The 12,501-nt window shown below is 43.1% G+C and carries 12 protein-coding genes; 7 read left to right on the forward strand and 5 right to left on the reverse strand.

Translation table 11 applies throughout. The features are described from left to right. Nucleotides 1–2 precede the first annotated feature (2 nt). On the forward strand, nucleotides 3–1,352 hold the full coding sequence (locus PSI06_RS05910; RefSeq protein ID WP_273603160.1) for a sigma 54-interacting transcriptional regulator: 1,350 nt from the start codon (nucleotides 3–5) through the stop codon (nucleotides 1,350–1,352). Nucleotides 1,353–1,372: 20 nt separating this feature from the next. Continuing rightward, nucleotides 1,373–1,873 (forward strand): DUF1543 domain-containing protein, encoded by a 501-nt coding sequence (locus PSI06_RS05915; RefSeq protein ID WP_273603161.1) that lies wholly within the window; start codon nucleotides 1,373–1,375, stop codon nucleotides 1,871–1,873. A gap of 8 nt (nucleotides 1,874–1,881) precedes the next feature. Here PSI06_RS05915 and PSI06_RS05920 read toward each other — a convergent pair whose 3' ends face one another. Further along, entirely contained in the window at nucleotides 1,882–2,109 is a 228-nt protein-coding gene (locus PSI06_RS05920) for a hypothetical protein (protein WP_004586108.1), read from the reverse strand. Nucleotides 2,110–2,234: 125 nt separating this feature from the next. Here PSI06_RS05920 and PSI06_RS05925 point away from each other — a divergent pair, with 125 nt between their 5' ends. Next, a complete protein-coding gene (locus tag PSI06_RS05925) occupies nucleotides 2,235–3,485 on the forward strand; it encodes a multifunctional CCA addition/repair protein (RefSeq protein ID WP_029773901.1) in 1,251 nt (416 codons plus the stop codon). Between the two features lie 8 nt (nucleotides 3,486–3,493). Here PSI06_RS05925 and PSI06_RS05930 read toward each other — a convergent pair whose 3' ends face one another. From PSI06_RS05930 to pdsR, 3 genes are all read right to left on the reverse strand, one after another. Then, on the reverse strand, nucleotides 3,494–3,658 hold the full coding sequence (locus tag PSI06_RS05930) for a hypothetical protein (RefSeq protein WP_024033174.1): 165 nt from the start codon (nucleotides 3,656–3,658) through the stop codon (nucleotides 3,494–3,496). A 141-nt stretch (nucleotides 3,659–3,799) separates the two neighbouring features. After that, the gene (pdsS, locus tag PSI06_RS05935) at nucleotides 3,800–5,935 is read right to left on the reverse strand and encodes a proteobacterial dedicated sortase system histidine kinase (RefSeq protein ID WP_273603162.1); all 2,136 of its coding nucleotides are present in this window, start codon (nucleotides 5,933–5,935) and stop codon (nucleotides 3,800–3,802) included. Further along, on the reverse strand, nucleotides 5,935–6,624 hold the full coding sequence (gene pdsR, locus PSI06_RS05940) for a proteobacterial dedicated sortase system response regulator (RefSeq protein ID WP_054982760.1): 690 nt from the start codon (nucleotides 6,622–6,624) through the stop codon (nucleotides 5,935–5,937). The genes pdsS and pdsR overlap by 1 nt, the downstream gene beginning before the upstream one ends. Nucleotides 6,625–6,824: 200 nt before the next feature. Between pdsR and pdsO the strand changes: the two genes are divergently transcribed. The 3 genes from pdsO to PSI06_RS05955 are packed head-to-tail and all read left to right on the forward strand — an operon-like array spanning nucleotide 6,825 to nucleotide 10,181. Then, the gene (pdsO, locus tag PSI06_RS05945; protein ID WP_273603163.1) at nucleotides 6,825–7,556 is read left to right on the forward strand and encodes a sortase-associated OmpA-like protein PdsO; all 732 of its coding nucleotides are present in this window, start codon (nucleotides 6,825–6,827) and stop codon (nucleotides 7,554–7,556) included. A gap of 46 nt (nucleotides 7,557–7,602) precedes the next feature. Continuing rightward, entirely contained in the window at nucleotides 7,603–9,585 is a 1,983-nt protein-coding gene (locus PSI06_RS05950; protein ID WP_273603164.1) for a marine proteobacterial sortase target protein, read from the forward strand. Further along, nucleotides 9,582–10,181 (forward strand): class GN sortase, encoded by a 600-nt coding sequence (locus PSI06_RS05955; protein ID WP_248462313.1) that lies wholly within the window; start codon nucleotides 9,582–9,584, stop codon nucleotides 10,179–10,181. Before PSI06_RS05950 ends, PSI06_RS05955 begins: the two co-directional genes overlap by 4 nt. Here the strand turns inward: PSI06_RS05955 and PSI06_RS05960 are convergent. Then, nucleotides 10,070–11,035 (reverse strand): DMT family transporter, encoded by a 966-nt coding sequence (locus PSI06_RS05960; protein WP_054982757.1) that lies wholly within the window; start codon nucleotides 11,033–11,035, stop codon nucleotides 10,070–10,072. The two genes, PSI06_RS05955 and PSI06_RS05960, sit on opposite strands and share 112 nt — an antisense overlap. 116 nt (nucleotides 11,036–11,151) lie before the next feature. On the opposite strand from PSI06_RS05960, the gene proB reads away from it, so the two are divergent. After that, a complete protein-coding gene (proB, locus tag PSI06_RS05965) occupies nucleotides 11,152–12,255 on the forward strand; it encodes a glutamate 5-kinase (protein ID WP_273603165.1) in 1,104 nt (367 codons plus the stop codon). Nucleotides 12,256–12,501: the final 246 nt, after the last annotated feature.

Here is a 12,501-nt window from a genome sequence, read left to right on the forward strand (position 1 = left end):
TTATGGCAACACACACACCACAAGGTGCAAAAGTATTACTCGTTGATGACGATGCAAGTTTACTTAAATTACTCGCGCTAAGAATCGAGTCTAAAGGGTATGAAGTAACAAGCTGTGAAAGCGGCATACTTGCATTACAAATTCTTAAAAACCAAGTGTTTGATGCAGTTATAACAGATCTGCGTATGGACGAAATGGACGGCATGGCCTTACATCGCCAATTACAAAGCCGCTACCCAGCGCTGCCGGTTATAATGATGACAGCGCATGGCTCTATACCCGATGCGGTGGAGGCGACAAAACAAGGTATTTTTGCGTTTATTACAAAACCGGTAGATAAAGACGAGCTGTTTGACAGCCTAGCCAAAGCCATTGAAATACATGGCGTAAACGCAGAAGAATCGCCCCAAAAAAGTAATATAGTAACGCGCAGTGGCGCTATGTTGCACCTACTTGAGCAAGTAAAATTACTGGGGCCAGCCCAAGTAAATGTGCTTATTTCAGGCGCCAGCGGCACAGGTAAGGAGCTGCTGGCTCAGGCGATTCATCAACACAGCCATGTAAGTGAAGGGCCTTTTGTGGCCATTAACTGTGGCGCAGTGCCTGGGGAGCTTTTAGAGTCAGAATTATTTGGCCATAAAAAAGGCGCATTTACAGGGGCGGTGAAAGATCACCAAGGTTTATTTCAGCAAGCTCAAGGCGGCACCTTATTTTTAGATGAAATTGGCGATATGCCGCTTAATTTACAAGTTAAGTTACTGCGTGTACTACAAGAAAAAACCATACGCCCGGTGGGCTTTCAAGAAGAGATTCCTATTGATGTGCGCATTGTATCGGCCACTCACAAAAATTTACCCGATGCGATTAGCAATCAACAATTTAGGGAAGATTTATACTACCGGCTAAATGTTGTTAATTTAAAATTACCGCCGCTGTGTGAGCGCCGAGAAGACATAAGCCTGCTCGCCCAGCACTTTAGCGCAAGTATTGCTAAACGTATGAACCAAAAAGAAAAGCGCTTTGCAAACGATGCCATGCATGCACTAGTACGTTACGACTGGCCTGGGAATATACGCCAGCTACAAAATGTTGTAGAGCAAGTGGTCGCATTGAGCGCCAGCGAGGTAATTTCTGCGCACTTAGTGTTAAACGCACTTAACTCAAACCAAGCCAGTGCAGAGCCGCTTTCTCTAAATGATGCCAAAAAAGAGTTTGAGCGCGATTATGTAATAAACACCCTCAAAATGGCCGGTGGTAACGTAGCTGAAGGCGCAAAGCTTGCCAAACGTAATCGTTCGGATTTTTATAAGTTAATAAAAAAACACAATATTGATGTCGATAATTTAGTGTAATTTAAGAGTAAGGTTATTAAATGCAGTTATTTATGGTGTATCTGGGCGGGCGAATTCAAGGCTGCCACATAGAAATGCACGATATTCGCTTTGTCGTAGGGCAAAGCATTGAGCAAACTTATTCAAAGCTAAAAAGCCAATGGGTGGGCGATAAAAACAATGTGCATATGGACAGCTACATGGCAATTAACCATATCGACGGTTATAAAGTAGAAGTCGTTGATACCTACGTTGAGCAAAATAAGCAGCTGTATTTTGTTAATTTAGGCGCTTACAGAAGCGACTCTATGGCTGAGCAACACGACTTTGCATTGTATGTTGCCAGTAGCGCAGCAGAGGCCAAGCAGCGCGCTAAAAGAGATTTGCTTGCAGGCCTTAGCCATATTCATAAAGATGATTTACATGATGTAGATGACTGCTTTGCTATAGACCTGCTCGACAGCCAATTAAATATTAAGCTTACGCCAAGTGGGCATGCTCAACCAATAAAACCAGATTGGTTTGGGTATTATATTCTTTAACAGTAAAATTAAGAGTCTTGCTCGCTTTGCTCATTGGCTTCGCTTTTAGCTGCCATTTTAAATGCCACAATAACTAGGCCAAACATCGCAAAGGGCAGCGCTGCCAACATGTATTCAACCATGTTGCTATCTTGAAAGTTAGCCTGTAGTAAAAAGTGACCCGCCACGCACATTACAATAACCACAAGTAATATAGGCAGTAGCATAAGTTCTTTTTTTGATGAATGATTTTTCATTGAATGTAAGGCTATGGCTTAAAATAAAGCGCTATTGTAATGAGCTTACTTAAGCTTGGCAAACTATGGTGATTTTAATGGTATGATCGACAACAAATAACCACCCAGTGTGATTAGGATAAACAGTGAAACACAACCTTAAGCAAGTTTACCTTGTTGGTGGCGCGGTACGCGACCAGCTACTTAATATAGCATCAAAAGATAACGACTATGTTGTTATAGGCGAAACACCCCAAACTATGGAGTCGCTTGGTTTTGTGCCTATAGGAAGTGATTTTCCGGTTTATTTACACCCAAAAACAAAAGAAGAATACGCCTTGGGCCGCACCGAGCGAAAAAGCGGTAAAGGCTATACCGGCTTTGTGGTAGATGCCAGCCCTAATGTCACCCTTGAAGAAGATTTAGCACGGCGCGATTTAACCATAAACTCAATGGCACTTGATGAAAACGGCACCGTTATTGACCCTTTCAATGGCCAAAGCGATTTACACAATAAAATACTGCGCCACACCACAGAAGCCTTTGTAGAGGACCCGGTAAGGGTATTACGCATAGCCCGTTTTTTAGCACGCTACGGAAGTGAATGGCGTATTCACCCAAGTACTTATGCATTAATGCGTGAGCTTAAAAACAAAGGTGAGCTTAATCATTTAGTGCCCGAGCGCGTATGGCTCGAAACCGAAAAAGCGCTGGGTGAAAAACACCCTGAACTGTATTTCCAAGCACTACATGGCTTAGGTATTTTCCCAGAAATAGAGAGTATGCAAGGGGTACCGCAACCTGCAAACCACCACCCTGAAGGCGATGTATTTGTTCATACTATGTTGGTACTTAGGCGCGCTGCCGATTTAAACTTTAATTTAGAAACACGGTTTGCGGCACTCACTCATGATTTTGGTAAGGCCCTGAGCTTTAAAAAACGCGGTAATTTACGCGGCCATGAACGCGAAGGGGTAGCCGTAGTAGAAAAGTTTTGTGAGCGTTTAAAAGTGCCTAATCGTTTTCGCGATATTGGCGTACTCACCAGCGATAATCACACCTTATGCCATACGCTGGAGCAATTAAGACCACAAACGATTCATAAATTAATTGTCACTAATTTAAATGCTTTAGTGCACCCAGAGCGATTTATTGCGTTTACCCAAGCATGCCAATGTGATGCGCAAGGGCGCGGAGAAACACTTGTAAATAAGCCCTATCCGCAAGGGGCTAAGCTGCGTGCAATTTTTAATGAATTACAAAAAATGGATAAAAAGCAGGTAGTGCAAACTGCACTTAAAAATGGCAAAAAAGGCCCAGAAATAGGCGAAGAGGTAAAACTGGCAGAAATAAACTGCATTAAAGCGTTTTTACAAAACGAGCAAGCAACGCAATAGGCAATACACTAGCTGAGGTATTCAGACACGCCTTCGTTTTTAACTTGTTCTGGCTGTCGTAAGTTTTTATATGTAGAGGTGGCAGGCTCTGAAGGTAAGCTAGGTGCTTGCTCTTGGGGCCTGTATAGATCAAAAATAAATTCGATCTCTTCACGCTCAAGTGGGTTGTTCATGATCTATTCTCCTTAATTAGCGTTCAGGGTATGGCCGTTTGACTGAATTAAAAGTGAATAGTTACATTTTAAGTTGTAGTAAATTGTAATCGATGTGCAAAAAATAAGGGCGACTCAGTAGGGCGCCACTTTATGCACAGCTTAGCTTTGTAAAGGCAGGGTTACTTTAAACACCACGCCATTACCGCGCTCGTTGTTTTGCGCAGTGACACTGCCTTTGTGGTAATCACACACCAGCCTTACAATATAAAGCCCTAAACCTAAGTGCGGTTGCTGCTGCATCTGCTGGCTACGCACCGACACCATAGAATCAAAAATATGCTCAGTTAGCCCTTCAGGCAGGGCGGGGCCTGTATTACTCACTGTTAATATTGCTTTATTTTCGCTTTGCTTAAGACCTACATTAATAGCTGTATTTGCTTCACTAAATTCCAGTGCATTATTAATAAGCTTATCAAGTAGCTGAGCTATAAATTCGGGGGCACCTTGCATAGGTAAAGGGCTTTGGCATACATCAAGCTCAAATAACTGCTCAGGGTAAGTGAGCTGGTAGCCTTGCATACAGCCATTAATTACTTTTTGTAAATCAAACGGCTCGCTCTCGTTGCTTTGAATGCTTTGCTCAAGGCGCGTGGCTTCGCTCATGGTGGTTATTATTTTACCTAATCGCTCAACCCCTTCACTAGCTCGCTCTAGGTATTTTTGGCTAAGCTCATTTTGCTCCAAGCTTTGTAGGTTTTCTAAAGAAGAGCGAACCACAGCCACCGGTGTACGTAGCTCATGAGATAACCGCGATGACATATTTTCTAAATAATTAGTGTACCCGCCTAAGCGGCCAACAATATTGGCAAAACTTCGTGAAAGGTCGCCTATTTCATCGTTTGAGTCGCTGTAATTAATACTGCCGGTAATGCGCCCTTGGGCATCAATAGCTTGCTCTGCGGTGTCGCGCAGTCGCCTAATGCGGCTCGAAATACGCGAGGCAAAAAAGAACAACGTAACGGTGCCAATTAGCATCACCGCTAAAATAACGTTAAAAAGCTTTTCCAGCGATTTATTACGTAGGGTGCGTACACCGTTAGTGGTTTCCTCGGCGATTACTGCGCCAATCACTTTATCTTCTATCCAAATAGGGTAAGCCGCCGATAAAATAACGGCTTTACTGTCGGGGGTTAACCGCCAAGACGACGCTGGTTGCCCCTTCAGTGCCTTAGCTAAATGCGTGCCTTGCATAGAGGCAACATCGTGCAGGGTATCTAAAAATTCGTTCTCTGGGCGAGTTAAAATTTTATAATAAAGTGGGTGCAAATACGTTTGCTCAAAGCGTTGCCAGGCATTTTTAGGCGGCTGGTTTTTAAGGCCGTCGGCCCATACGCCATCGGCATTTTGAATTGTGCCTGACTGCGCTAATACGCGATGATGATTATCAACCACCCAAATACGGCTACCACTGTGACCCATACCTTTTAAAATTCGGTTAATTTCTGGTGAGGGCACCAATACCGAGCCTAAATCGCTTGGGTTATTTAAATTAGAGGTCGACATTGTTTTAAAATCGAGCGGCGCTTTTTTTGTGTCGATATCGATCACGGCAAAGCCTAGCTTGTTACCAAGCATATTTATAGGAAAGCGCAGCTCTACGTTATATCCTGATTCAGTGCGTATAAAATAGCCCTGAATTTTTGTAAACGGTGTTTTGGTATTAGCATCAAACGCATTTACCCAGCCATCTTGGCGTGGAGCAATAATGTACGTATTAAAATCTCCGGCTGGGCTTTTTAGGCCAATTATTAAATGGTCGTTATTAGTAATGCTTAAACTATTTTTAGCACGATATACAAGGTGATCGTCAGTTACTTTAAACACGGCATATAAGTAGTTATCAAACTTGCCAACCATATGATCAAACGATAAATCCTCAGCTTTATGCCCCTTGTCTGCTTTTTGTAAATAGCGTTTATCGTAATGCCAAAAGAGTGGTTGATAGCTTTGCCAGTCGCTCAGTTTGCCATCGAGTTGAATGGCGTTTTTAAGATTGTACGCATATAAGTCGCGCCCTTTTACTACCTGGTCTAAAAAGTTGGTTTGCTCATCAAAAAGTGCTGGGCGTTCATGCAGGGCGGTGGCGAGCGCGCGAGTGGTGCCTACGAGGGTTTTTTCTTGGCCTTGGCGTAAAAACTTTTCCATTTCCCACACGTACTCGTAGCCAAGCCAAGGCAGTAAAAACAAAAAACACGACAGTAATATAAATTTACTGCGCAGGCCAAATCGTAACATTAGCGTTGTTCCCACCTGTAGCCCATGCCGTACACCGTATCTATGCAGTCAAAGTTGTTATCAAGGGCGATAAACTTTTTACGAATGCGTTTTACATGCGAAGTGATAGTGCTGTCGTCTACGTAAATTTTTGCATCGCTCATTAAATCGTTACGGCTTTTTACATGGCCGGGGCGCTGCGCAAGTGAGTGCAACATCCAAAATTCGGTCACGGTTAAATCAACCAATTGCTGCTGCCAAAATACTTGCATGCGCTGGGTGTCGAGCGTTAACTGGCCGCGTGTAATTAATGCATTAGCATCGGCGGGTTGCTCAAGCGCTTCCATGCGTCTAAATAGCGCGCCTATTCTGGCAGCCAAGTGGGCTAAGCTAATATCTTTTGTTAGGTAGTCATCGGCGCCCATACGCAGGCCACACACGGTATCTATTTCGCTATCGCGGGCGGTTAAAAAAATAATAGGCAGTGTTTTAGAAAGCGTACGCAAGGTTTGGCAAAGCAAAAAACCGCCGTCTATTTCGTGGCCTAAACCAATATCAACAATGGCTAAATCGGGTAGGGCATCTTTAAATGCAATCTCTGCGCTGACGCGATCAGCAAAACCACTTACCTGGTAACCTTGGGCGCTAAGCATTTCAATATAGTTTTCGCGGATGGCGGTTTCATCTTCAATGATGGCTATTTTTTTCATTCTACTCACCCTTATTTATTTTAAAACGCACTATATCGAAGTTTTTCAGTTATGTACGCTTAAAAAGGCAATTGCCATTTTTTTGCCACAATTGCTCAGCGGTTTGCCATTTTTGCTCCCCTTTGTTGCCACTTGCAGCTGTTTTAATACAACCATCAAAACAAAACATCACAAATTAAAACAAGTTTAAGGATTACATTATGAAGAAGACATTAATCGCATTAACGCTAGTAGCCACAGTGTGTACACCTGCATTTGCAGCAGCCGCTAACACCCCTTCTAAAGAAGCACATAAAGAAACCGCCATTGGCTTAGGTACTGGCGCCATTATTGGTGGTGTCGTTGGTGGGCCAATTGGTGCTTTTATTGGCGCATTTGCCGGGGGCTTAATTGGTGATTCAAAAGTAGCTGATGACAAAATTGCCCAGCAGCAGAGAGCAATAACAGTGATGCAGCAAAAAACCAGCGACTACCAAAAGGTACTTAATCAAAACAATAGGCTAGAGCAGCAGTTAGATGTACTGACTAATCAAAATGAGCAATTAACGCAATCGCAAATAAATAACTTACTTGCCATGACAGTACAATTTAAAACAGGCTCAAGTGCTATTGCCCCGCACTTTGCTACGCAGTTAGACCAGCTTGTGGTGCTGTTAAAAAATCAGCCGCAACTAGCATTAGATTTAAGTGGCTTTGCCGATCAGCGCGGTGATGAGCAAGCGAATCTTTTATTGTCTAAAAAACGTGTAAACGCAGTGCAAAGTTACCTTATAAAGCACGGCATTAGCCATACACGTTTAAGTGCGCAGGCATTTGGCGAGCAACAAACATTAGCGCGCAGCAATACCGTAGAAGATAACTTTTTTGATCGACGCGTAACACTTACTACCCGCTCAATAAACCCAGTAAATGGCCAAACGGCAAGTAACTAAAGCCACTTTTATTTGAGTAAAGTTAAGCGTTCGATGGAGTGATTTTATGTTGAGTAACCCAACCAAAATGCTTACTAAAGTAAGCATTTTTATTTTCTTAGTGGCTGTGCTTCTACTTAGTTTTAATAGCCGTGCACAGTCGCCCAAACTTGAACTTTTTGACAGCAGCGGTGCATCTATTGCGCCGGCAATTATATTAAAAAGCGATGCTAACATGACCCTAACCGGGCTGATAAATCACGTGGTTGTTAAGCAAACTTATCAAAACGATAATCCGTTTGCGGTAAATGCGCGTTATGTGTTTCCGCTACCTGATGAAAGCGCCGTACATGCGATGACGATGCGCATAGGTGAGCGAGTCATAAAAGGCCAAATAGATAAAAAAGTAGAGGCCGAAAAAAAGTATCAGGCAGCTAAAAATGCAGGAAAGCAAGCCGCACTTGTACGCCAGCAGCGCGCTAATATGTTTATTACTAACGTGGCAAATATAGGCCCTGGCGAGCAAATTGTGATAGAGCTTGAATACCAAGAGATCATTGATTACAACAATGGCACATTTGCTATTCGCTTCCCAAGTACTATTACGCCGCGCTATCACACAATAAGCGCAAATATTGAAGCTGAGCAAACTAGCCTAACTCATGCTCCTCAGGGGTGGTTAAGTCCTGTGTATAGCAAAACGCAGCACAGCGAGGCGCCAAGCAGCCAATTTAGTTTAAATATTAATATAGATGTAGGCTTAGAGCTTGTAGATATAACGTCTAAATTTCATCATGTTGAAGTACAAAACCCGGCCTTTGGGCAATATACGGTTGCTTTAAATGAGCAAACGGGGGCTAATCGCGACTTTGTACTTGAGTTTAAACCGCTGCAAAAAGAAAGCGCACAAGCAGCATTTTTTACCCAGCAGTTTGAAAATGGCGACCGATACGGGCTTGCTATGCTAATGCCGCCAGCAGATCACTTTACACAAACGCAGCGCCTACCTCGCGAAATGGTGTTTGTTGTAGATACCTCAGGCTCTATGCACGGGCAATCTATGGAGCAAGCTAAAAAGGCCCTGTTTTATGCGCTGTCTTTGCTTGATAGCGACGACAGTTTTAACATTATTGGCTTTGATAACGTGGTTACCCCCATGAGCGATAAACCCCTTATTGCTAGTGACTTTAACTTACGCCGCGCTGAGCGCTTTATTTATAGCCTAGAGGCCGACGGTGGTACCGAAATACAAGGTGCACTTGATGCGGTACTTGATGGCAGCAGCTTTGAAGGCTTTGTACGCCAAGTGGTGTTTTTAACGGATGGCAGTGTAAGTAACGAAGATGCCTTATTTAAAAATATTCAGCGTAAATTGGGTGATAGCCGTTTATTTACTGTAGGCATTGGCAGTGCACCCAATAGCTTTTTTATGCGCCGCGCAGCTGATATAGGTAAAGGGTCATTTACGTTTATTGGCAGCACAAATGAGGTGCAGCCTAAAATGCAGCAGTTATTTGATAAGCTTGCTCATCCCGCTATCACTAATTTAGTACTTCGCGATGAAAGCACTCACAGTTTAGATTTTTGGCCATCACCTTTGCCTGATTTATATTTTGGCGAGCCAATAATGGTGGCTATAAAACTAAATGATACAAATCAAATTACGCTTAGTGGGCAAACCGCTCAAGGCCCTTTAAATATAAAGCTAAGCGCACAAAATAGCGCCAACGCAAAAGGGATTGATAAGTTGTGGGCGCGCCAAAAAATTAAATCGTTGCTTTTGTATAATGACCGACAGTCAGTTAAAAATGAGGTGCAAGGGCTTGCGCTCTCACATCAACTACTGAGCCCGTTTACTGCTTTTATAGCTATTGAACACACTCAAATAAACGAGCCTGCAAAGCAAACGGCACAGGCCAAGAACGCAGCGCCGCAAGGACTGGCTATGCGTTTACCACAAACCGATGGGCAAAGCCGACTTTACATATTGCTGGGCTGCATTTTATTACTTGGCTATGGCGCGTTTAAAATAAACCGAGGGCTTAAATGAAAAAGTGGCTAAGTGCGGGCTTATTAATCGCCGGGCTGGGGCTGTTTTCTCATGGTGCTTATATGCAAGCTAAGGCATGGCTTGCCCAAGTATTAATAGAGCAGGCTTGGCAAGAGGCACTTATTACGCCACACGCTCGCGTTAAACCGTGGTTTTACGCCGACAGCTTTGTAACCGCGCAGCTTAACTGGCCTGTGCATAATAAAGTGCTTAGCGTTTTAGCTGGGGCAAGTGGTCGTAATTTAGCATTTGCACCAAGCCACTTTTTACCAGGGGCAAAGCTTGGAGATAAACATGGCGGTGCGTTAATAGCGGGTCACAACGATACCCACTTTGCATTTTTAAAACACACTAAAGTGGGTGAAACGTTTACGCTGCAGCTGCAAAGTGGCGTAATACAGCATTATAAAGTGAAGGGGATTGAGGTAATTCATCAATCCCAGCAGGCATTTTTACAAACCCCAGGGCTTTATTTATTAACCTGTTACCCTTTTGACTCGCTGGCATCAGGTACTGATTTAAGATGGCTTGTATCGGCTGAGTTGATAGGGTCATCGCCAGCTTCATTAAGCGGTATGTCTACCACCAGCTCTTGATGTCGTTGGCTTATCATCACCCCTGCAAAAACAACAAATATACTCACCCATTGCCAAAAATCGAGTACCTCACCCAAAATAATGGCCGATAAAATAAGTGTAAAAATAGGAATTAAATTTGAATAAGCCGCAGCCGTTAATACCGAGACTTTGCCAATTGCATAGTTATACATACCATAGCCACCTAAGGTGACAAATGAGCCTAAATACAAAATGCTCATAAGGGCGGTTAGGTCATGCTGGTTTTCGCTTGGTAAGTCGATAAAAAACAAAAACGGTGCAAAAAACACACTGCCGCTTATGCCTTGTAAAGCAATTAGCGTTAACGGCGAGTAGCGATTGGCCAAGTGCTTAATGCTAATGGTGTAAAACGCCGCGCATACCATGGCCATAAGCTCTAAAAAGTTACCCAATAATGGATTAGGGGCCTGATCGGTATTTGGTGAAAGCAAAGTAAGTAAAATACTGCCGCCAATACACAGGGTAAACCCAATCACAATGGCTTTACTTATATACTCTTTAAGCATAAAAAACGCCATCAACGCCACAATAATAGGCAAACACGAAACAATAACTCCCGCCTGAGAGGCCGAGGTGTATTCCATTGCGTGGCCTTCAAATAAAAAGTACAAGCATGGCTCTGCGAGCGACATACCTAATAAGTACTTCCAATCGCCTTTTAAATACTCAAACCTAATTACATAACGCCATAAACACAGCGATAAAACTAAGGTGGTTAGCATGCGTAAAAATATAACTAGTGCAGGGTCGTAAACGGCAATAGCATACTTAAGTGCAATAAAGGAGCTACCCCATAAAAAGGTGGCAATAATTAGGCATAAACTGGCTGGCATAAATGAAATTTTATCAAATTAAATTAACGCCGATCCTAGCATGAATAATTTTAACTTGTTCAAAAATACCGAGCTGGTATAAGTTTATTTATCTTTCATTTTAATAGTAAATAATAATGCGTAGGGAACAGGTAATTGTTGTTAAGCTTGGTACAAGTGTACTAACCGGCGGCACCGATAAGTTAGATAAAGCCCATATGGTTGAGCTGGTTCGCCAATGTAGCGAACTTAAAAAGCAAGGCCACCAAGTTATATTAGTATCAAGTGGCGCGGTTGCTGCGGGTCGCGAACAACTTATTAAACCCTGTGGCCGCGGCCTAATAGATAAACAAATGTTGGCAGCCGTAGGGCAAGGTCAGCTTATACATATTTGGCAAAGCTTATTTGCCTTGTATGGCATAAACGTAGGGCAAATGCTGCTTACCCGTGCAGACGTAGATGACCGCGAACGCTATTTAAATGCGCGCGACACCTTAAATGCGTTATTAAGCCACGATGTGGTGCCTATTATTAATGAAAACGACGCGGTAGCAACCTCCGAAATAAAAGTAGGCGATAACGATAATTTATCGGCGCTGGTGGCTATTTTGGCTAATGCCAACAAGCTATTACTGCTTACCGATCAAGAAGGTTTATTTACCAGCGATCCGCGCACAAATACCGACGCAAAACTGATTGACGAAGTCACTCATATAAACGATGAGTTACGCCAACTGGCTGGTGGTAGCGGTACAAGTTTAGGCACCGGCGGTATGGCCACAAAACTACAAGCCGCCGACGTAGCAAGGCACGCAGGGGTAGAGGTTATTATTGCAAAAGGCGCTGGCAACAACGTTATTTTAAAATGCATGAGTGAGCAATTACCCGGTACGCGGTTTTTAAAACTTACTGCGCCAAAAGATGGCCGTAAAAAATGGCTAATGGCCGGCCCTAAAAGTACCGGCCAAATTATGATTGATAAAGGGGCTATTTCGGCGCTACAAAACAAAGGGGCAAGCCTGCTGGCAAAAGGCATAACCAATGCTTTTGGCCGTTTTGAGCGGGGCGACTTAATAGATTTAATAGACGCCAACAACCAAGTTATTGCACGAGGGTTAACACGTTTTAACCAAGTTGAAGTAAATAAAATTAAAGGTGCTCATTCAGAGCAAATAGGGGAGCTACTCGACTTTGATAGTGGCGCTGTGGTGCTACACAGAGACGACTTAGTTTTGCTTTAGTTTTATTTTAGTTTTGCTTTAGCTTTTTTAAATAGCGCGTGTTGCGTATTGGCTATTAGTATTGCGGCTGGATTTAGGTATTTAAGCAAGGCAGAGCCTATGTTGTGTTTAGAATAACTGGTTGTACAAAAACATAAATACAAAGCATAAATGCAAAGCATAGGCTGTTTGAGGCTCTGCTGTATGTAAGTTATTAAATAACAGCGCAGTAGTTATTGAGCTCACTAAGTTACTAAGCTCGCGCTA

The sequence above is a fragment of the Pseudoalteromonas sp. GABNS16E genome, from assembly GCF_028598715.1.
Lineage (GTDB): Bacteria > Pseudomonadota > Gammaproteobacteria > Enterobacterales > Alteromonadaceae > Pseudoalteromonas > Pseudoalteromonas atlantica.

Coding starts and splice junctions, on each gene's coding strand:
- PSI06_RS05955 (WP_248462313.1), top strand. CDS start 9,582: ATGAAAAAGTGGCTAAGTGCGGGCTTATTAATCGCCGGGCTGGGGCTG.
- PSI06_RS05930 (WP_024033174.1), bottom strand. CDS start 3,658: ATGAACAACCCACTTGAGCGTGAAGAGATCGAATTTATTTTTGATCTA.
- PSI06_RS05960 (WP_054982757.1), bottom strand. CDS start 11,035: ATGCCAGCCAGTTTATGCCTAATTATTGCCACCTTTTTATGGGGTAGC.
- pdsO (WP_273603163.1), top strand. CDS start 6,825: ATGAAGAAGACATTAATCGCATTAACGCTAGTAGCCACAGTGTGTACA.
- PSI06_RS05950 (WP_273603164.1), top strand. CDS start 7,603: ATGTTGAGTAACCCAACCAAAATGCTTACTAAAGTAAGCATTTTTATT.
- pdsS (WP_273603162.1), bottom strand. CDS start 5,935: ATGTTACGATTTGGCCTGCGCAGTAAATTTATATTACTGTCGTGTTTT.
- pdsR (WP_054982760.1), bottom strand. CDS start 6,624: ATGAAAAAAATAGCCATCATTGAAGATGAAACCGCCATCCGCGAAAAC.
- PSI06_RS05915 (WP_273603161.1), top strand. CDS start 1,373: ATGCAGTTATTTATGGTGTATCTGGGCGGGCGAATTCAAGGCTGCCAC.
- PSI06_RS05910 (WP_273603160.1), top strand. CDS start 3: ATGGCAACACACACACCACAAGGTGCAAAAGTATTACTCGTTGATGAC.
- PSI06_RS05920 (WP_004586108.1), bottom strand. CDS start 2,109: ATGAAAAATCATTCATCAAAAAAAGAACTTATGCTACTGCCTATATTA.
- proB (WP_273603165.1), top strand. CDS start 11,152: ATGCGTAGGGAACAGGTAATTGTTGTTAAGCTTGGTACAAGTGTACTA.